The 17737-nt window shown below is 61.1% G+C and carries 24 protein-coding genes; 13 read left to right on the top strand and 11 right to left on the bottom strand.

Translation table 11 applies throughout. The features are described 5' to 3' along the window. Nucleotides 1–55: 55 nt before the first annotated feature. Both ACR9YP_RS40615 and ACR9YP_RS40610 read right to left on the bottom strand, forming a co-directional pair. Nucleotides 56–1486, bottom strand: coding sequence for a reverse transcriptase/maturase family protein (locus ACR9YP_RS40615; protein WP_474221209.1), 1431 nt, complete (start codon nt 1484–1486; stop codon nt 56–58). Then, nucleotides 1410–1919, bottom strand: coding sequence for a hypothetical protein (locus ACR9YP_RS40610; protein ID WP_474218739.1), 510 nt, complete (start codon nt 1917–1919; stop codon nt 1410–1412). The genes ACR9YP_RS40615 and ACR9YP_RS40610 overlap by 77 nt, the downstream gene beginning before the upstream one ends. A 926-nt stretch (nt 1920–2845) precedes the next feature. Here ACR9YP_RS40610 and ACR9YP_RS40605 point away from each other — a divergent pair. The 4 genes from ACR9YP_RS40605 (at nt 2846) to ACR9YP_RS40590 (ending at nt 4700) form a co-directional block, all read left to right on the top strand. Next, complete coding sequence (locus ACR9YP_RS40605) at nt 2846–3031, top strand: hypothetical protein (protein WP_474218738.1); 186 nt, start codon at nt 2846–2848, stop codon at nt 3029–3031. Nucleotides 3032–3078: 47 nt separating this feature from the next. Next, nucleotides 3079–3327, top strand: coding sequence for a hypothetical protein (locus tag ACR9YP_RS40600; RefSeq protein WP_474218737.1), 249 nt, complete (start codon nt 3079–3081; stop codon nt 3325–3327). A 19-nt stretch (nt 3328–3346) separates the two neighbouring features. After that, nucleotides 3347–3562, top strand: coding sequence for a hypothetical protein (locus ACR9YP_RS40595; protein WP_474218736.1), 216 nt, complete (start codon nt 3347–3349; stop codon nt 3560–3562). Between the two features lie 142 nt (nt 3563–3704). After that, nucleotides 3705–4700 carry a hypothetical protein gene (locus ACR9YP_RS40590; RefSeq protein ID WP_474218735.1) on the top strand — a complete coding sequence of 332 codons (996 nt, stop codon included), beginning with the start codon at nt 3705–3707 and terminating at the stop codon, nt 4698–4700. 64 nt (nt 4701–4764) lie between these two features. On the opposite strand, the gene ACR9YP_RS40585 is transcribed toward ACR9YP_RS40590, so the two are convergent. Continuing rightward, complete coding sequence (locus tag ACR9YP_RS40585; RefSeq protein ID WP_474218734.1) at nt 4765–5022, bottom strand: helix-turn-helix domain-containing protein; 258 nt, start codon at nt 5020–5022, stop codon at nt 4765–4767. On the opposite strand from ACR9YP_RS40585, the gene ACR9YP_RS40580 reads away from it, so the two are divergent. Continuing rightward, nucleotides 5009–5341: a hypothetical protein gene (locus tag ACR9YP_RS40580; RefSeq protein ID WP_474218733.1), complete on the top strand. Its 333-nt coding sequence runs from the start codon at nt 5009–5011 to the stop codon at nt 5339–5341. The genes ACR9YP_RS40585 and ACR9YP_RS40580 overlap by 14 nt on opposite strands. 930 nt (nt 5342–6271) lie before the next feature. Here the strand turns inward: ACR9YP_RS40580 and ACR9YP_RS40575 are convergent. Next, nucleotides 6272–7189 carry a radical SAM protein gene (locus ACR9YP_RS40575; RefSeq protein WP_474218732.1) on the bottom strand — a complete coding sequence of 306 codons (918 nt, stop codon included), beginning with the start codon at nt 7187–7189 and terminating at the stop codon, nt 6272–6274. Between the two features lie 18 nt (nt 7190–7207). Continuing rightward, nucleotides 7208–7672 (bottom strand): vitamin K epoxide reductase family protein, encoded by a 465-nt coding sequence (locus ACR9YP_RS40570; protein WP_474218731.1) that lies wholly within the window; start codon nt 7670–7672, stop codon nt 7208–7210. Between the two features lie 392 nt (nt 7673–8064). Between ACR9YP_RS40570 and ACR9YP_RS40565 the strand changes: the two genes are divergently transcribed. The 4 genes from ACR9YP_RS40565 (at nt 8065) to ACR9YP_RS40550 (ending at nt 9878) form a co-directional block, all read left to right on the top strand. Then, nucleotides 8065–8676, top strand: coding sequence for a c-type cytochrome (locus tag ACR9YP_RS40565; protein WP_474218730.1), 612 nt, complete (start codon nt 8065–8067; stop codon nt 8674–8676). Nucleotides 8677–8763: 87 nt separating this feature from the next. Further along, nucleotides 8764–9246, top strand: coding sequence for a hypothetical protein (locus ACR9YP_RS40560; RefSeq protein ID WP_474218729.1), 483 nt, complete (start codon nt 8764–8766; stop codon nt 9244–9246). Further along, nucleotides 9219–9467, top strand: a complete 249-nt coding sequence (locus tag ACR9YP_RS40555; RefSeq protein WP_474218728.1) for an FTR1 family protein — start codon at nt 9219–9221, stop codon at nt 9465–9467. The genes ACR9YP_RS40560 and ACR9YP_RS40555 overlap by 28 nt, the downstream gene beginning before the upstream one ends. 135 nt (nt 9468–9602) lie before the next feature. Continuing rightward, nucleotides 9603–9878: a hypothetical protein gene (locus ACR9YP_RS40550; RefSeq protein ID WP_474218727.1), complete on the top strand. Its 276-nt coding sequence runs from the start codon at nt 9603–9605 to the stop codon at nt 9876–9878. Here the strand turns inward: ACR9YP_RS40550 and ACR9YP_RS40545 are convergent. Beyond that, nucleotides 9825–10301, bottom strand: a complete 477-nt coding sequence (locus ACR9YP_RS40545) for a hypothetical protein (protein ID WP_474218726.1) — start codon at nt 10299–10301, stop codon at nt 9825–9827. The two genes, ACR9YP_RS40550 and ACR9YP_RS40545, sit on opposite strands and share 54 nt — an antisense overlap. A gap of 259 nt (nt 10302–10560) precedes the next feature. Here ACR9YP_RS40545 and ACR9YP_RS40540 point away from each other — a divergent pair, with 259 nt between their 5' ends. Continuing rightward, complete coding sequence (locus ACR9YP_RS40540; protein ID WP_474218725.1) at nt 10561–10833, top strand: CopD family protein; 273 nt, start codon at nt 10561–10563, stop codon at nt 10831–10833. 66 nt (nt 10834–10899) lie between these two features. Here the strand turns inward: ACR9YP_RS40540 and ACR9YP_RS40535 are convergent, their stop codons facing one another. The 3 genes from ACR9YP_RS40535 to ACR9YP_RS40525 all read right to left on the bottom strand — a co-directional run bounded on the left by ACR9YP_RS40535 (nt 10900) and on the right by ACR9YP_RS40525 (nt 14984). Continuing rightward, a complete protein-coding gene (locus ACR9YP_RS40535; RefSeq protein ID WP_474218724.1) occupies nt 10900–11283 on the bottom strand; it encodes a DUF302 domain-containing protein in 384 nt (127 codons plus the stop codon). A 378-nt stretch (nt 11284–11661) separates the two neighbouring features. Next, a complete protein-coding gene (locus ACR9YP_RS40530) occupies nt 11662–14145 on the bottom strand; it encodes a plasma-membrane proton-efflux P-type ATPase (RefSeq protein WP_474218723.1) in 2484 nt (827 codons plus the stop codon). After that, nucleotides 14142–14984, bottom strand: coding sequence for a class II glutamine amidotransferase (locus ACR9YP_RS40525; protein WP_474218722.1), 843 nt, complete (start codon nt 14982–14984; stop codon nt 14142–14144). The genes ACR9YP_RS40530 and ACR9YP_RS40525 overlap by 4 nt, the downstream gene beginning before the upstream one ends. Before the next feature lie 462 nt (nt 14985–15446). Here ACR9YP_RS40525 and ACR9YP_RS40520 point away from each other — a divergent pair, with 462 nt between their 5' ends. From ACR9YP_RS40520 to ACR9YP_RS40510, 3 genes are read left to right on the top strand one after another with little or no spacing between them, the layout of a single operon-like run. Next, nucleotides 15447–15737 (top strand): hypothetical protein, encoded by a 291-nt coding sequence (locus ACR9YP_RS40520; protein WP_474218721.1) that lies wholly within the window; start codon nt 15447–15449, stop codon nt 15735–15737. 2 nt (nt 15738–15739) lie between these two features. After that, the gene (locus ACR9YP_RS40515; protein WP_474218720.1) at nt 15740–16096 is read left to right on the top strand and encodes a hypothetical protein; all 357 of its coding nucleotides are present in this window, start codon (nt 15740–15742) and stop codon (nt 16094–16096) included. Between the two features lie 23 nt (nt 16097–16119). Next, on the top strand, nt 16120–16431 hold the full coding sequence (locus ACR9YP_RS40510; RefSeq protein WP_474218719.1) for an aminotransferase class V-fold PLP-dependent enzyme: 312 nt from the start codon (nt 16120–16122) through the stop codon (nt 16429–16431). Between the two features lie 204 nt (nt 16432–16635). Here ACR9YP_RS40510 and ACR9YP_RS40505 read toward each other — a convergent pair whose 3' ends face one another. Together ACR9YP_RS40505 and ACR9YP_RS40500 are read right to left on the bottom strand one after the other, a co-directional pair. Beyond that, the gene (locus tag ACR9YP_RS40505) at nt 16636–16926 is read right to left on the bottom strand and encodes an HPP family protein (RefSeq protein WP_474218718.1); all 291 of its coding nucleotides are present in this window, start codon (nt 16924–16926) and stop codon (nt 16636–16638) included. Nucleotides 16927–17138: 212 nt separating this feature from the next. Next, nucleotides 17139–17672: an FAD-dependent monooxygenase gene (locus ACR9YP_RS40500; RefSeq protein ID WP_474221208.1), complete on the bottom strand. Its 534-nt coding sequence runs from the start codon at nt 17670–17672 to the stop codon at nt 17139–17141. Nucleotides 17673–17737: the final 65 nt, after the last annotated feature.

Raw genomic sequence — 17737 nt, 5'->3', positions numbered from 1 at the left:
GGGACACCTCGAGGAGGATATCCCTACGCCTCCCCCCAAACCGTGCGGGCACCTTTCAATGCACACGGCTTTCCGTACGCGCATGCTCTCGACCAGAAACAGCTGCACGGCATGACGGGCACAGGACAATCGTCTTGCGCCGCCAACCGGACCGCTTCCAGACCGTCAGCGATCCGCTTCGCAAGTCCCCTAGGCGGCGGAGATGATGCATCTCAAATGGTCCGGTCGTATCGCTGCACGCTTCGCATCTGCGAGCGTTGAGGCGATCGATCAGATCATTTGGGCTTTTGACCCACCACGCCCCTGCTGTGACGTTGTCGACTACAGGACTTGTCCAGTAGGTTTGGGTCAGATGCTTCAACCTCCACAGCTTGATGCTGCGAAGCTTACCACGGACCACAGAGCTGACCTCGTAGTCCGTACCATTCCACAGACGCGCCATGGTTCTCGCTCTCGTCGTCCGATGTCGCATCGCCAGCGTCTTCACAAGGCTGCGGAACACAACAAGCTCCAACAGCCCCAAGGCGCCCTTGAAGTCATCAGCAAACGAATGGTAGTTGGCAAAGCCACGGAACTCTGAGTTATAGGCGAGGACGGTTGCGACATCGCTGGTAACCAAGAACTGCTCGCGCGGACGGCCAGTTTTTCTGGCGAGATCGCCATAGCCATGTCGCCTGCAGAACTCGGTAACCTCCTTCCGCGGCACTCGCAAACTGACATTGCCGGTGGTCGGCCGGCGTACCACGCGCCAGGTCCGTCCATCCGGTCCCGTGCGGTTGGATTTACGTCCAGCCCCATAGGATGTGTATGTCGAGATGCGATAGCTCAGGAAGGTCACTCCCTTTGAAGCGGCGTAGACCCCACTTTTCTCGGGCGACACGCTGAGCTTCAATGTCTGCGTCAGGAATTGTTCGACGCAAGCCATGATCTCACACGCTTCCCGCTTGCTCCCGATCACGCCGATGAGGAAATCGTCGGCGTACCGGCAGTAGCGAAGCCTTTTGAAGTTGGGGTCCATCGGATCGACGGAAGGCACTTTCCGTCTTTCCTGATTGATGGCTTTGATCTCCGCGAATGCAGCGTCGATCTCGGCCCGATCCGCGCCTTCGGCGCGGAGCCGTTCAATTTTCCGGCGGAGACTAAGGACGCGCCGTTCCAACGCCGCGTAGCGCGGGAATGGACGTCGATCGCGACCCTTTTCGAAGCCCGCCTTCATCATCTGCATGTGCTGGTCCAGCTCGTGCAGATAGATATTGGCGAGCAAGGGCGAGACAACGCCGCCCTGTGGCGTGCCACTGTAAGTGCGCCCGTAGACCCAATCTTCCATGTAGCCTGCTTTGAGCATTCCTTCGATCAGACCGATGAACTTGTCGTCATCGATCCGCTTCTTTAGAAGCCCAAGCAGAATGTCATGGTCGATGTTGTCGAAGAACCCACGTACATCCACTTCGACTAGCCACTTGCAGCCCGTCCAGGTCTTCTTGATGGACTTGAGTGCGGTATGACAGGATCGTCCCGGGCGGAACCCGTGCGAACTCATCGAGGAACACAGGTTCGTAGATCGCTTCGAGTAGAATCCTGACCGCCTCCTGAACGAGCCGGTCTTCCACCGTAGGGATACCCAGCGGTCGTGTTTTGCCGTTGTCCTTCGGGATGTACACCCGTCGGACAGGCCGGAAGCGATATGTGCCCTCTGCCACGCGACAGGCGAGGTCGGCGAGCTTCGCCAGCGACATGCCGTCGAAGGTCTTGCCGTCAACACCGGGCGTCAAAGCTCCCTTATTTTGGGAGACCTTTTCGTAGGCCCGCTCGAAGAGAAATGGAGATCTCATCAGGCGGTGAAGGCCATTGATCCGCTTGTCCGACCGCGACAAGGTCGGAAGTGATTCAATTCTCCTCTGGATGGTAACGGCCTGCATCAGCAGAACCTCTCCGTTGAAGAATCTCTTCTACGCATACTGCACATGCCGTTGTTAGCGGCATCGTCCTTCCCCCGATCGGAGGCGCTTTCGAACCGGTCACCCGGTCTTATACGCATGATCGTCCGCCTCGCGGCGGCTGTCCCGGCCATTACGCCGGGCATTTGGGTACTACGACGGCTCCGTCGCCATAGGTTCGCGAACGAACCTACTGCAGGCGATCCCGTAGTTGCGTGTGTGGGGAGTTGCGGTGTGTTTAGGTGTCCCATTCGCTTCCTTGATCCTCCGACAGAGGTCGTCCCACGCAGACTGGTGGCGAATCGCACTGGCCGGTGCGATTGGCCCCGCGTGGCGTAGCGTGTCAGCCGCGTTCGCTACCGCCAGCCCTTTGGCAACTGGAAACTGGGATTCAGGCAATACAGCTTTCACCATGCACACCTTACCTTTGTGCTCTCCACCGGGCTGCGGCGCCCGATTTCGAGACGTTTCCCGACATGCTCTGGTCCCGTTCCTCTTTCGAGGTCTCAGTCGTTTCCGACACCGGTAAGTCGGGCAGATAAGAGCCAAACCAGTAGGCTCCATTCTTTCGAACACTCCCTTCTTCACGCCACAACGGCGCACGCCGTGCGGGCAACGATCCCTCGCGCAGGACACAAGGTACTCCTCGCGGGGGGCACTCGGAAAAGGGGGGCGCCTGCGGCGACCGCTCGCACTGCCCCGTTCCCGGGTGCCGCTCTTAACCGGTCTCGTCGCTACACTCGTGCCGCGTGCCCCTTCGGGTCGCTATGCTCACGCGGCCGGGTGACATTTCTCCGGGGCGATGCGCATGCGCGCACGCTTTCATTTTTTGCTTCATTTCGCCGCTGCCGCGGCAGAGGGCTTAGGCTCCGCCTCGGCGCGGCGCAAGGGGGCAGGCCCTCCGGGTTTTGGCTCCCCCGCGCAAGCGCGGTCCGCTCGGCAAGATCAAGAAGTCGCCGAAGAATGTGCGCAAGGTACCGCACACGCCTGTCGAGATCGAAGCGCTGGCCGCCAGCATCGCCTCCCTCGGCATGCTGCAATTCCCGGTCGTCGAGCCCGAGCTTGGCCCCAAGGGCAAACCCACCGGCCATTAAACCTTGTCAATGCAGGCGAGGGACGCCGCCTCGCGCAATTGCTTCGCGTGAAGCGCAAGGAGATCAAGAAGGATGAACCGATCCCCTGCATTTGTGACGTCGAGCACAATGCCATCGAGATCAGTCTCGCTGAGAACGCGATCCGCTCCAACATGCATCCCGCCGACGAATATGAAGCCTTTGCCGAGCTTCAGACCAAGGAAGGCATGACCATATCTCGCGGGCCGCTATGGCGTCGCCCCTGCGGTTGTCAAACAGCGCCTCTCACTCGGCGCGGTCAGTCCCGCCCTGCTTAATCTCTACCGTGCAGGCGAGATGAACCTCGACCAACTGACCGCCTTCACCGTCACCGACGACCACGCGCGGCAGGAAGAAGTCTGGGAAATGCTCGGATGGGACAAGAGCCGCCGGGCCATCCTGCATGCCCTGACCGAAGGTCAGGTTTCCATCGGCGACCGTCGAGCCGTCTTTGTTGGCATCGACGCCTACGAGAGAGCGGGCGGCACGGTCATCCGCGATTTGTTCTATTAGGAAGGCGGCTATCTTGCCGACGCCGCCCCTGCTCAACCGTCTTGTGCGCGAGAAGCTCCAGTCTGTTGCCGAGACTGTCATGGATGAAGGGTAGAAATGGGTCGAAGTCGTTCCCGAGTTCGACTACCGCCGCACCTCCGCCATGGCCACGATCAAGACGGTTGCGAGGGAGCTGACAGAAGAGGAGCAACAGAAGCTGCAAGCTATGCAGGAGCGGCTAGGCGCCTTGAACTGTGAGGCCGAGCAGGATGATCCGTCCGATGAGACGCTCAACGAGATCGAGCGCCTCGAACAGGAAAGCGCGGCCCTGACCGAGGAAACGTTTCGGCCCGAGGATATCGCCCGCGCAGGCGTCTTTATCGCCCTCGGCAATGGCGGCGAGGCTCGCATCGAACAGGACGAGCCGGAGAAGGAAGCTGAGGAGAAGAATGGCCCGGAGGCCGAAGCATCCTCCAAACCGGCCGCCAAAACCGATGGGCTATCCGCCGCCTTGGTTGCCGAGCTGACCGCACACTGGACAGCGGCGCTGCGCAACGATCTCGCGCAGGTTCCAGAGCTGGCCCTGATCGCGGTCACGACTGCGCTGGCGGCGAAGGCCTTCTATCGCTTCAATGACCTGTCCTGCCTTGGCCTCGCGCTCAACGCCACAACTCTTTCGAGCGCTGCGTCCGGCATGGATGAGACTGCGGCGTGGCAGGCGATTCTCGCGCGGCATGAAGCTTGGGCATCACGCCTGGCCATCGAGGGAAGGGCGCTCTGGTCGTTTGTGTCCTCGCTCAGCATGGATGAGCTGATGTCCCTGCTCGCCCATTGCGCATCCCTGTCGCTCGACGTCATCCAGCGTCCCGGTGATGAATCGCAGGCATTTGCGCTTGAACATGCGGCAAGTCTGGCCAAGGCCATGCAGCACGACATGGCCCGCTACTGGCAACCGACCGTCGCCGGTTATCTTGGCCGGGTCGGCAAGGATCGCATTGCTGACGCGGTTCGCGAAGCTGCGGGCGACGAGGCCGCCCGCCGGATCGTGAGCCTCAAGAAGAAGGCCATGGCCGAACGCGCCGAGCAGTTGCTGGCCGGAACGGGCTGGCTGCCACCCCTGCTCAGGTCCGGCGAAGTGCGCGAAGAGATTGCAGCATGAGCGTAGTGGAGAACCGCGTTCGCGCGGCTCCCGGTTCAGGCGATCGAGGTCCGTCTTGAGGCTGTCAAGCCGCGCATATTCGCTGGCCCGCTTGGCTTCCAGTGCCGCGAGCTGAGCAGCCCCGTTGTCGGTGGCCGCGATGGATGCAGCTTTCGCATTCCGGCTCCGCCAACGCCTGCAACTTGTCCGGTGATGGCTTCGACGCGTCACCACGTTCCAATTGCGACAAATAGGTATTGGAAATACCGGTGGCGTCCTCAACCTCCCGCAGGCTGTGCCCACGCACCAGACGTATTTCGCGGAGCGTTTTGGAAAGATTCACGAATTCTCCCACGCTCACACTCGCGACCTTGCCTTACGTCAGGCCGATAGATGCTGACTTCGCCCTCTTCGATTTCGACAAGGTCATAAAGGACAATGTCGAGACTGGCATTCTCTTCGAAACAGGCTTCATCAGAAAGTTCAAACCGCGCGCCTGTGACATATGGCTCAACCGGCGTGGGTTCGAGCAAGTGCGGCTCGTCGAACGAAAATTCGATGCCGGTTTTCGGCTTCAAGATGACGAACCCACGCTTGCATTTGCGGTTTTGACACCAATCCAGCCCGGCGTGACCTGCCCAGTGCTGGATTTACCCAAGTAATCGAAAGCGGCCTCGGCGGCACCGCGAACAACTTCGATACGATCAGCTTCCACACCCTTCCCAATCCTCGCAGCCCCGAGGAGCTGTGGCCCGACCAAACGAAGGAAGAGTTAGCAAAGGTCGAGGCCGACCAGGAGCGCGTTGCCAGCGAAAATCGTGGCTGTCACACGCTCGCGCAGGACGTTTGCGCCGCCGAGATCTCGCGGGCAAGTCCGTCGCAGTTCCTTTCGTCGGCACCACTGCCGCGAGCCTAGTGGTCGGCGAAGCCGTCAAACTTCTACATGATGGCCCTGCCTATCATCGCCTCAAGTTGAGCCTCGGTGATCTCGCCAGGGTTCGTGCCGTCCGGAACGGCAACTACAGTGCCCTCGACACAGCGGCAATCGCGTCAATTGAGTGCGATCCGCTCTGATCTTTGCTGAAGATGACCTTACCGGACCTTGTCGGCGAACGCGGGTGCCTTGCCACCAGTCTGCGCCACTACATGGGACACGATCATCGACGCGTAGATATCATGCGTACGAATACGCTCAGGTAGCTTGCTGCTTGACACCATACCTTCGTAAACTAGTCCGCGAGTCGCTGGAAAGTTCGCCAATGAAAGCATTCGAAGAGCTCTTCGAGATCCAAGAAGCTGCAAGCCGCCATTGCGGCCAGTGGTCCGGCAGGCTGACCAGGAAGGCCTCCAGCGATCCCGGGTCTCGATCGGCGCCGATCGGCCGCTCGACAAGGAGCACCTCAAGCGCTTGACGAGAAATGCGTACGGTTACGTTCGCCATCGACAACACCGCGGGCTGCTGCCGTCGTCTCTCCCGACGAGTCTCAATGACGGTCCGCGGCCGCTTGGGCCCAGGTCGGGACGAATTCCTTGGTTGACGGCCAGCAGCGTCAAGACGACCGCTGCAAGCAGGAGCCAGCACGCCGCCCGCATCACCGGCGGTCGCAGCCATGGCGGCCGGCGTGGAATGCCGGCTGGAAGGTGATACCCCTGATCGCCGGATGCTCGATCGCGAATTCTACGATCCTGCCGATTTCATGGTCGTTCACGCCACGCTCGATGGCGGGAACGATCGTGATGTTCAGCCCGATGTCCGCGAGCCGATCGAGCGCCTGCAGCTTCTCCTCGAGGATATCAGGCTCGTCGCGCAGGACCCGGTACGTCTCCCGCTCAAAGGCGTCGAACTGAAAATAGAGCGACGGTCGCACGTCATTGAGCTGCTCAAGGAACCGATCGTCGCGAGCGATGCGCTTGCCATTGGTGTTGAGCATGACGAAGCGGATATCGCGCGCCTGTGCGGCGCGCACGAAATCGATGATGTGAGGATGGATGGTCGGCTCCCCGCCGGAAAACTGCACGACCTCCGGCCGCCCTTCGGTCCGCACATAATCGTCGAGCATTTGCTCGACCTCCTCCAACGTCAGGCTGAACCCGGGCTCGGCATCGGCAAGACAGAGCGGGCAATCCATGTCGCAGGCGCTGTTGATCTCAATGATGCCGAGGCAGGCGTGCTGCTCGTGGTCCGGGCAAAGCCCGCAATCACGCGGGCAGCCGTGCTCGATCTGAGTGCCGCGTGCCAGCGGAATCGTTCCGGGCTTGTTGTATCTCGCGAATGAGATGTAGGCCTCGGCATCACCGTAAATGAGCGACATGAACGGTCCGCATCGGGGACAGCGCTTGCTCATGTAGACCTTGTTGTCGCGCAGCAGGATCTTGGCGTCGATCAGGCGCTTGCAGGATGGGCAGATGCTGCGGGTCAATTCGTGGAACACATAGTCCGAATCGACCCGCCTGCGATTGGCGGCGTCGTGCAGCGCGTGGTCAGCGGTGGCGGAAGATTCGGAATCCATGCGGCAACTCCTTCGATGTCATCCGAGCTTCCAGACCGACCAGAGCAACACCCGGGACAAGAGCGCCGTCGTCAGGCAATAGAAGCAGTAGCCTCCGAAGTTCATCATGTCGCGCAGGCCGAGTATGTTTGCCGCGGTTGCTGCACCGGCGAGTACGAGCAGCGCGATCCAGCTCCAGCGGACGGGAGGCGCGATCAACAGGCCGAGGATCGCGATGTAGAGGACGGCGCCGATATAACCGTCGGGAATGCCGAAGGGGCGCGCGAACGGGGCGTCGGCGACCCCTTCGCACCCCTCGCCAAAGATCGGACAAATCAGGCGGCCGACGAGTCGGCTCTGGTATAACCCGACATAGAGCATCGCTGCGGCACTCGCCGCTGTCACAGCAAAGGCAATATAGCGATACATGCTCATTCGTCCAGCCAATTCCTCGTGGCACAAGAATGCTGCAGCAATTGAGCTCGGCAATTGATTGTCCGCCACCTTGCCCGCCGAACGCACATAGCTGACAGCCACTGACGGTTCGGTCTGGCTCTAAGAAGGGTTAAGGCCGCCGAGAGTTTTATGCGTCCGGTTGTCGTCTGCTGATCGGCGTGACGCCCGTTGGCCAGATTACTCCGATAGGGTCCACGCCGCGTTACCCCCGCGAGAAAGCCGGCGGAGGAGCCTCAAAAGAAGTTGACCTCGCGCGGAATTAGAACGCCTCAAATTGCACCGACCCGAAACCGGCGGTACGACCGTCGTCGGATCCAACATTCGACGTGGCATCCCGTGAGTCTGCTATCCTTACCGTCGCGTCTTGCAGTGCTCGCCATGCTGCTGGTCCTAGTTCTTTTGGGCGCAGCGAGGGCCGAGACGAGCGATGTCGAAACCACGTGGCGATCGTTGGATTACATCGCGGTGGATTATGCCGGTGCCGTGTCGCATGGCACGGTCTTAAGTCCTTCCGAATATGCCGAGCAGATGAGTTCGCGACGACAGTTACCGCGACGCTCGCGGCGCTGCCGCCCAGGCCGGAACGGCAGGCGCTTCTGACCGAAGCCGCCCGCGTGCAGCACGCCGTTGCCGACAAGGCCGATGCGGAGGAGGTCGCACGTATCGCGCATGGCCTGGCTGCCGCGTTGCTTGCGGCCTATCCGGTGCCGTCGGCGCCGAAAAAGGCTCCGGATTTCGCGCGCGGCGCGACGTTGTTCGGCCAGAATTGCGCGGCCTGCCATGGCGAAGCCGGGGACGGTCATGGGCCGGACGCCGCCAAACTTGATACGCCGCCCATCGCGTTCACCGACACCGACCGCGCACGTCAACGTAGCGTATTCGGCCTCTATCAGGTGATCACCCAAGGTCTCGACGGCACCGCGATGCCGAACTTTGACAGCCTTTCGACCGATGATCGCTGGGCCCTGGCGTTCTACGCCGGTCACTTTGCCTTCCCGGATGCTGCTGCGGCGGAGGGGGAGCGGCTATGGAAGCAGGAGCGTTCGCTTTAACGGCTTGTCCCCGATCTGAAGACGCTCGTCGGTACGACGCCCGCAGCGCTTGGCGGCAAGATCGGGCAGGACAAGGCGGACGTCCTCATGGCGTACTTGCGTCGCCATCCCGACGTGGTGGGGCAGCAGGCTGGACCCCTGTCACTGGTGCGCGGCGGGCTGGCCGAAAGCCTCACCACTTATCGTGCGGGGGACCGGCAGCGCGCCAGCCAGTTGGCGTTGTCCGCATATCTCGATGGCTTCGAGCCGATAGAGCCCACGCTGGCCGCGCGTGATCGTCCGCTCATGGAGCGGATCGAGGGGGCGATGGGCGAGTACCGCGCTGCCATCCAGAGCGGAGAGAATGCCGATGCGCCCGCCGATCGCGCGCAGGTCCTCAACGACCTTCTCGACCACGCGGAAGTTGCGCTATCGCCTGACGCCGCAAGCGGTCTTTCGACGTTCCTGGGCGCGGCGACGATCCTGTTGCGCGAGGGGCTGGAAGCGCTGCTGATCGTGGCGGCATGGTCGCCTTTCTCCGCAAGGCCGAGCGGATGGAGGTCATGCCCTACGTCCATGCGGGCTGGATAGGCGCCCTCGTTGCCGGCTTCGTGACCTGGGTCGTCGCGACCTGGGTGATCGGGATCAGCGGCGCGAGCCGAGAACTGACGGAGGGGTTCGGGTCGGTCTTCGCCGCCGTGGTCCTGCTCGCGGTCGGCATCTGGATGCACGGCAAGGCACAAGCTGACCAATGGCAACACTACATTCGCGAAAAGATGGCGAAGGCGTTGTCCGGCGGTTCGGCCTGGTAACTGTTTGGACTCTCATCGTCGTCTACCGGGAGGTGTTCGAAACGATCCTTTTCTACGCGGCGCTGTGGACCCAGGGAAACGATACTCGTCGGGGCGCTGAGCGCGTGCGCACCGCTGGCCTTCATCGCATGGGCGATGCTGCGCTATAGCCGCCACCTGCCGATCGGCAAGTTCTTCACCTACAGTTCGTGGCTGATGGCCGTTCTGACGGTCGTGCTGGCCGGCAAGGGCATCGCGGCCCTGCAAGAGGCCGGCATCTTCAGCATCGCACCGTTGCGCTCGGTGCCACGAATCTCGTTGGTTGGTCTGTTCCCAACGATGCAAACGGTCGCGGCCCAGGTACTCATGATTGCGGCTCTAGCTATAGGCTTCGCACTCAATCGTCGAAAAGCCGCACAGAACAATGGATAGAGTCTTGGTCGGTGCCATCTGCGAGAACGCCGCAACGAAGTCCTTGCGATCCTGCTGACCAGCATCGTCAGCGGGGCGGTGCAAGCCCATCCTGCTCTTCAATCCACGAACCCCGGCCAGGGCGCCACCGTTTCGTCGCCGACGGAGATCCGATTGACGTTCAGCGAGGACCTGATCGCCAAATGTTTCCGGATTGACCGTCAAGGACGAAGGCGGGCGCGCGATCGAGACGGGAGGGCCTACGGTTGATCCGAACCAGAAACGCCAGCTCATTGTGCCGATCGCAAAGCCGCTTCCGCCCGGAACGTACAATGTCGATTGGAACGCCGTGTCGGCAGATACCCATAGGGTGAACGGCCACTTCTCGTTCAGGGTTGCGCAATGATGCTCGAGGCGGGACTCGTTTTCTCCCGCTTCGTTCATTTCACCTGCGCGATCATCCTGTTCGGCGGCGCATTTTTCGTCCTGTATTCACCTGCTTCCGACAGTCGTTTGAAACGACTGATGCGCCCGCTTGCGGTCATGCTGCTTGGGGCGGCCTTCGGCGTGCTTCTCAGTGGCCTAGTCTGGTTTCTCTTCACGGTGGGAAACATGAGCGGCACCTTCGCAGGCGCGTTCGACGGAGAGGCATTGTGGTCGGTGCTGTGGGATACCGGCTTCGGACGCGTGTGGGCCGCGCGCCTTGCGCCTCGGCTCTTGGTCGGCTCTGATCGGCACCGGCTATGGCGAGTTGCTGTTGTTGAAGCTTGCCCTGTTTGGCTTGATGCTGTGTCTTGCGGCGTCGAACCGGTTCTGGCTCGTTCCGATCCTTGCGAAAGCATCGAGCATCAATCGGTCCGAGCTTGCGCTCGAAAGACTGCGCCGCGGCATTCTGTGCGAACAAATGCTTGGTGCTCTCGTCGTGGGAATTGTCAGCGTCTTGGGGACATTATCTCCGGCGATCCAAGGCTCCTGAGGGCACAATCAACCTGTCCGGGTTTGCCACTGTGGACGATGAAGCGAGGCAATTTCCGTCAAGCGGTCAGATCGCCTGAACCGCAGCCTTCAACTCTTCCCGAACCTTGACGGCGATGGCCTCAAGCGCAGGATTTTGAATCGCTTGCATTGAAGCGACCGGGTCCACGGCAGCGACTTCGGTCTTGTCGCCAACCTCCTGGACGATCACATTGCATGGAAGCATCGTGCCGATCTTGTCTTCAGCCTGTAGCGCCTGATGGGCCATCCTTGGATTGCAGGCGCCGAGAATGACATAAGGATGGAAATCGGCTCCGATCTTGTCCTTCAGCACCGATTGAACATCGATTCTCGTCAATATCCCGAATCCGCGCGATTTCAGTGCGTCAACCGCTTTCTCCACAGCTTGCGCCATAGGTACATCCAGCGATTTCGAAAAGTAATACGACATTTCGTTCCTCCCAATCGCCAATTGTTACAGATTTGATCCAGGTTGCTGGCCGCGCCGCCTCGGCGGCGCGGCCTGCAATACAAACCGGTTGGGCGCACAATGTTGCACTCGGCTGCCATCGTTTCCTTAATCTACATCAAAGCCAGACGGTGGCGGGTCAACCTTAGAGGCCTGCTCATAGCTGGTCTTACAACGTCGGGTCGCTGCGAGACTTCTTGGGCAGGTACTCGTTTGGGTTCGCGACCGACAGGTGAACCTGGACGCCTCCATCGGCGTCGTGATTATTCGGATTTCTTCGCCGTACTTGCCTGCGGTGGACAGCAGAGATGCTGATGGGCTGGTCGTGCGCTGCATGGAAAGAACGGCCGCCGTGGAAAATCACAAGGTAGAAAGACATTCAGTATGATTGGGACGCACGCGCGGTCTCACGCGGCAGCGCGCGAGCAATAGCGATTTGACGAGGTCGTTGATACCGAGTGAACAGACAAGAGAGAATCCGACAATCAGGCATGTTTGGGCAAGGGGCAGAGGCCGCAGTTCGGCCAGGCCGATCCTGCCGATCAGGAGCCCGACGCAAGCGTCGGCAAGGAGCGCCGTCGTTAGAATGGCGCTCGGCCTCGAGGCCCAGAATGCCCTGCGTTCGCGGATCGACAGGATCGAAAACAACGCGAAGAACAGCAGCGTTTGAAACGTGAATGTATGGAGCTGGCCGGGGGCGGCACCGAGATCAAATTTGGTCCAGCCGATGGCGAGCAGGGCCAGCGCCTCCACAAGCATGATCAGCCCGAGGAGAATCGCCAGCGCCACCAGCGGGCCGACCCTCCAGCTCTCCGGCTTCGGCGACGGGTGCACCCGGTCGGTCGAAAGCGCGATCTTGACGAAGTCTGTCATAAAGACGAGCAGGATCATGCCCAATGCGGAAATGACAAATTTGCCCGTGACAAGAAAGGCGATCACCACGAATCCCGCCTTGAGGATGGTCCGGCTCACCTTGTTGACGATCCATGTGAGCACGCGCTGATAGATGGCGCGCCCGTTCTTGACCAGGTCGATGATGCCCTCGAGGCCGTCCGTTGTGAGCACCACACTTGCGGCGCCCTTGGCGACATCGGTTGCGCCGCTCACCGCGATGCCGACCTCGGCCTGCCTCAGCGCCGGCGCGTCGTTCACTCCGTCTCCGGTCATGCCGACCACATGGCCGGCATGCTGGAGGCTCTTGACGACGAGGAACTTGTCCTCTGGGAACACCTCGGCGAAGCCACTTGATCCCCGGACCAAATCTGCCGCGCGCTCCGTCGATGCATTCTCCGCGGCGCGCAGCTCGGGGACTCGCACGACTTCGCCCAGAGCAAGCTCGCGGGCAACCTCGCGTGCGACGGGCAGTGCATCACCGGTCAGCATCTTGACCACAACGCCAAGGAAGCGCAGCTCGTCGATGAGCCGGCGCGAGTCGGGGCGAGGCGCATCATAGAGCAGTGCAAGGCCCACAAGCCGCAGCGGTTCGTCGCCGTCGGCCCGCGCGACGGCGAGGACGCGAAAGCCTTTCTGCGCGGCTTCTGTAGCACGCGCCTCAAGCGCGAGCACTGCTTCGGAGTCCAGCTCCACGGCTTCCGCGACCGTGCGCAGCGCGCCCTTCACGACCCGCGTCTTGCGACCGCTGCGCTCGACGCGCGCCTCGGTCCGGCGGGTTTCGGGCGAAAAGGGCACGAAAGAGAGCAGCCTTTCTGTTCCGTCCAAAAGCTTGCGCTCTTGAGCAGCGTGTATGAATGCGAGATCGATCGGATCCTGGTTCGCCTCGGTTGACGCTAAGGCACCGTCGCGTACGACGTCGTCCTTGGCATGTCCCGGCTGCGGCAGCGTACCCGCGAGCGACAGCCGGTTCATGGTGAGCGTTCCCGTCTTGTCGGCGCAGACCACATCCATGCTTGCTGCGTCCTCCGCAGCGCTCAGTCGCGTGACGAGCACGCCGTGGCGGGCGAGCTCGACTGAACCGACTGCCATGCTGACGGTGAACATGACCGGAAGTGCCACGGGTACGGCACTCATTAGCAAGACCAGGGACAGCGGCAGGATGTCGATGAGCGGCAGGCCTTCGATGAACGATGCGACCAGGGTAATTGAGACCAGCATGCCGACGATGACGAACAGCCACCGGACGACGCGCGCGATCACCTCCTCGACGTGCAGCTTCGGATGCGCGCTCTGGACGAGTTGGGTTGTGCGGCCAAAATAGGTCCTGACCCCAGTCGCGACGACGACGGCCGTCGCTTCGCCCTGCCGCACGATCGAGCCCGAGTAGAGCGCGTCGTTATTTGCCTTGGTGAGCAGCTGTGACTCGCCGGTGAGCACCGACTGGTCGACTTCCAGCGCCCCGTCGACGATTTGGACGTCGGCAGGCACGAAATCCCCAGAGCGCACGCGGATGACATCGCCGCAAACTAGGTTCCTCGCGGGTATCGCCTGCCAGGTTCCGTCGCGCAGCACCCGTGCCGTGACCTGCAGCCGGTGTCTGAGCGCCGAGACCGCGGCCGAGGCGCGGCTTTCCTGAAGGAAGCTAAGGATCGCGTTGATGAGAAGGAGCGCCAGCGCAATCCAGAAGTCGGCCCATTTGTAGAGGACCAGGGACAGCAGGGCGATCAGCTCGATCATCCAGGCCGAGAGGCCCCAGAACTTGTGTGCGAAGCGGGTAAGCGGATGGGCTTTCTCTTCGGGGACGTCGTTGGCGCCGTCCCGCTCAAGCCGGGCCGCTGCCTCATCGGTCTGAAGGCCGGTGTCGCGGCTGGAGCGGAGAGCAGCAAGTGCGCCGACGGCGGTCGCCGGACCGGGACCGTCGTCTCCGACGTACTGGGCGCCCCGGTTCATCCCTCCGCCCGCATTTCGGCACCCGCGGCCGCACTACCGACTCTTTCCGGCATCAACACGCCATCTTGGGCCACAATGACCTTCCCTTCGTCGAGGGGCTTCCAAGGCTCGTCGGTCAGCGGCACGCTCGCGAAGAGCACGACAGTCTGGCTGCCGGCTTCGATCGTTAACCCGCTTGTCTCGAACATGTCGCCGCTCCTCCCACATTTGCGCACCAGCACGTGCAGTCCGGGCGGGCGGATCGCATCTCCATGCCGGCGGCGATGGGCATGCGCGAAGAGGGCATCGCCATCAGAGTATAGGAAGTTCGCCGGCCCGAGTGATCGCAAGTCGGCGGCGAATCCTCTCACAATCGCGGCGCGCTCGGCCAAGGGCGGCACCGCCCCATTGTTGAGCCACAGCTGCTGCAGTCGACCGAGGAGCGCGCAGAATGCATGCTCGGAGTCCGTCTCTCCGATCGGTCTGTAATGCCCAAATCGGAAGCGGTCATCTGACACGACGCGCGCACAATGACCATTATGCGCAAATGCGTGCACAGATCCGCCAAGCTCGCGTATGAAGGGTTGGATGTTCCTCAGGCCGACGCCACCGATCGTTGCGCGGCGAATGTGGGAAATTACCATTTGGCTGTGCAGCCCGCGCTCCTCCACAAACCGAACCCAAGGGCTCTGGCTTGCAGCGGTCGTGTCTTTGATGAGACGGACGTCGCCCGCCTCGTAATAGGCGATGCCCCAGCCATCCTTGTGCGGGCCGGAGAGGCCACCATGGCGCGAGAACGTCTCGAGCGACAGGTCGACCGTCACGGGAAATCGGCTCGATATGGCAAATAGTTCGCACATTAGCTGTCCGCGACGCCAAGACCGCGCGATTCGGTCCCAGTTCCGCAAGCCCGCCATGGTGGCAGGTTCGAATGGCAGACGTTCGTCCAGTTCAAGGAGCATAATGCCTGGTTCAGCTCGTGATGAGGTTGATCCGTATCAAGTCGTGTTTGAGGGTCATGTTGACCGTGCGAAAAAAAAAATGCTTGCGGGTGGCGTTGCAGGGGGCGAGCACCCGGAGCAAGCCCGGTCACACCGAAGATCGTGGCGTTCGCGCTAGCGCAGTCGTTCCACGATATTGATCAGAATCAACCCGCTGGCTCTCGGACGTGATCGAATCATCTGTCAAGGAGGCGGTCATGCGTAGACCTTTCCTGATTTCGGTAAATTCTCGTGATCTCCCTTGTTGTGCTTCTGTTTGGATATGGGGCTCTCGTCGCGTCCTCATATCCAGCCGGCCCGTGGGGAATGATGGGGCCGCAGATGATGGGCGCTCCCGGTCCGTGGGGTGGATGTGGCGGCCCCGGATTCATGATGCGCGGCTATAGTCCGTCCTGGAGTGCGTCGGGCGATCTCAAGCTTTCCGCGGATAATGTGAAGGCTTATCTCGATCGCTGGATTTCCTGGCAAGGCAACCCCCGCTTGAACGTCGGCGACGTGAAGGAAAAGGACGCCGACACGATCGTGGCTGATATCGTCACGAAGGACAATTCGCTGGTGCAACGCGTCGCCATCAACCGTCACTCCGGTTTCTTTCAGAATTTGGAGGATTAGTCATGATGTGGAACGGCGGCTATGGGATGATGGGATGGGGCGGCTTCGGCTGGCTTTGGCCGCTTCATTTTGTGATTCCGCTGCTCATTCTCGGCTTAATCGTTGCCGCCGTGGTGGCGGTCGTTCGATACGGCAGCGCCGGCTGGGAGGATCGTCCGGGTCGCGCCTGGCGTGGTTCGCCCGGGCTTGATGCTCTTGACGAGCTACGCGCGGGGCGAGATCAACCGCGAGGAATACATGCAGAAGCGGTGCGATATGCTCGGGTAGGTAGCATGAATGGTTCGGTTCCGGTGCCGACGCAGCGCGGAAAGAACTCACTGCACCCTACAGCGGAAGCCGATGAGGTTCCGGCATTCTAGAGAGGTGAGGCCGATGCAGCGCATTGTATCTCGACTACAATGCTAACACGCCGGTCGATCCCACAGTCGTCGCCGCGATGGAGTCGTTTCTGAAGGAACATTATGGCAACCCCTCAAGCGGCCACTGGACGTCGCTCGAAGCCAAAGCTGCGCTCAAGGCGTCGCGCACGAAGGTCGCCGAGTTGCTTGGGTGCCGTAGCAGCGAGATCGTCTTTACCAGCGGCGGCAGCGAAGCCAATAATCTTGCACTTAAGGGCATATTCTTTGCACCTCTCGGCAACGGCGAGCACGTGGTTACGACCCAAGTCGAGCATCCTGCGATCCTCGAACCGTGAACAGTCGTCGCGCGTCCACAATCACCTCCTGCTCGGCGCGGGCATCGTGCTTTGCGACAATCAACGATCGATCGATGGGGGCCATGGCCTCTTCCTATCGAGCGCGAGGAATCGACAGGAGTCATTGGCCCTTCGGGCGTATAAGGCGGACTCCTCCGCCGTCAGCATTTATGGTCAAATACCCCGGCGCGAACAGGCTATCGACTACCACCATCTGACAGGCCAGACGTCGCTCTTGTTGGCTCCTCGCGCGACAAGATTGTGCCAAGCAAATGCGAAAAGCGTCAGCAACACCGCGCCGATGCCAACTGGCGCGAATAGGAATGACCGCGACATATTGTTTGATACCACCACCAGCGGGTCGATGCCCGCTGGCGGATGAAACGTACCTGTCAGGTGCATGGCAATCATGGCCAGGCCTACGGCCAATGCGGCAGCCCACACGGCCGGCCCGCATGTCTTGACGACCAGCAGACCAACCACCGTGGAAACCATATGGCCGCGAGCGCCCGCGGTTGCGCAGGGGCGGCTTCCGGCGAACCCAAGACCAAGTCAATTGAGGTGGCAAACGGGATTGCAACCAACGGAAATGCTGTGGAGAGCGAAAATGCTTCCATGATGCCAATAGCAACCGCGCCACCAGCCGCTCCCGCAAGGATCGGGAGGAGTCGTTTTCGCTCTGGCATCAAATCGTCAGCCTCCAAATATCAGCGCCAACCATATTCGGGAAGGGCCAGCTTATCGACTAGGTCCCTGCCGAACGCTAGTCGCGCTAGTCCTAGGATCGCGGTAGCAGAAATAACCAGATTGCGGACGAACAAGCCAAGGGAGGTCCTCGGCGCAAACGCGCCGCTGAAATTTCTTGCAGCTCTCTGTTTGTTTTCAATGTAGGGACGCAGGCGGCTCTCATATCGATGAAAGGCTTCCGCGTAGGATCGGCCACCCGCACGAGCGAGCTCGCCGGCGAGCACGTAGGTGGCGGTCATTGTCAACGGCGATCCTTGGCCCGCCATCAACGAAGCAAAAAATGCGGCATCGCCCACGAGAGCGATACGCCCATGCGACCACGGACGAATATGTATCTGGCTGACGCAATCGAAATAGAGGTCTGCCGCACGATCCAACTCATCGAGGATGCGCGATTTCTCCCACGCACCACCGCCGAATCGTTTCCGTAACAGGGCCTTCTGGGATGCGACGTGATGTGCCGACCTGGGCTCAATAGCGCTGTCCACGAACACAAAAAGCAACAGAGTCCGGTCGTCGCGGAGAGCCAAGCGCCCAAGCATGCAAGCCGGTTCATTGT

Source organism: Bradyrhizobium sp. BR14999 (assembly GCF_056106085.1).
Note: the sequence above shows the minus strand (reverse complement) of the source record. Positions and strands in the feature narration are given on the sequence as shown.

Coding starts and splice junctions, on each gene's coding strand:
- ACR9YP_RS40610 (WP_474218739.1), bottom strand. CDS start 1,919: ATGCAGGCCGTTACCATCCAGAGGAGAATTGAATCACTTCCGACCTTG.
- ACR9YP_RS40595 (WP_474218736.1), top strand. CDS start 3,347: ATGAACCTCGACCAACTGACCGCCTTCACCGTCACCGACGACCACGCG.
- ACR9YP_RS40590 (WP_474218735.1), top strand. CDS start 3,705: ATGGCCACGATCAAGACGGTTGCGAGGGAGCTGACAGAAGAGGAGCAA.
- ACR9YP_RS40575 (WP_474218732.1), bottom strand. CDS start 7,189: ATGGATTCCGAATCTTCCGCCACCGCTGACCACGCGCTGCACGACGCC.
- ACR9YP_RS40560 (WP_474218729.1), top strand. CDS start 8,764: ATGGCGTACTTGCGTCGCCATCCCGACGTGGTGGGGCAGCAGGCTGGA.
- ACR9YP_RS40555 (WP_474218728.1), top strand. CDS start 9,219: ATGCCCTACGTCCATGCGGGCTGGATAGGCGCCCTCGTTGCCGGCTTC.
- ACR9YP_RS40550 (WP_474218727.1), top strand. CDS start 9,603: ATGCTGCGCTATAGCCGCCACCTGCCGATCGGCAAGTTCTTCACCTAC.
- ACR9YP_RS40545 (WP_474218726.1), bottom strand. CDS start 10,301: ATGAACGAAGCGGGAGAAAACGAGTCCCGCCTCGAGCATCATTGCGCA.
- ACR9YP_RS40535 (WP_474218724.1), bottom strand. CDS start 11,283: ATGTCGTATTACTTTTCGAAATCGCTGGATGTACCTATGGCGCAAGCT.
- ACR9YP_RS40530 (WP_474218723.1), bottom strand. CDS start 14,145: ATGAACCGGGGCGCCCAGTACGTCGGAGACGACGGTCCCGGTCCGGCG.
- ACR9YP_RS40525 (WP_474218722.1), bottom strand. CDS start 14,984: ATGTGCGAACTATTTGCCATATCGAGCCGATTTCCCGTGACGGTCGAC.
- ACR9YP_RS40520 (WP_474218721.1), top strand. CDS start 15,447: ATGATGGGCGCTCCCGGTCCGTGGGGTGGATGTGGCGGCCCCGGATTC.
- ACR9YP_RS40515 (WP_474218720.1), top strand. CDS start 15,740: ATGATGTGGAACGGCGGCTATGGGATGATGGGATGGGGCGGCTTCGGC.
- ACR9YP_RS40505 (WP_474218718.1), bottom strand. CDS start 16,926: ATGGTTTCCACGGTGGTTGGTCTGCTGGTCGTCAAGACATGCGGGCCG.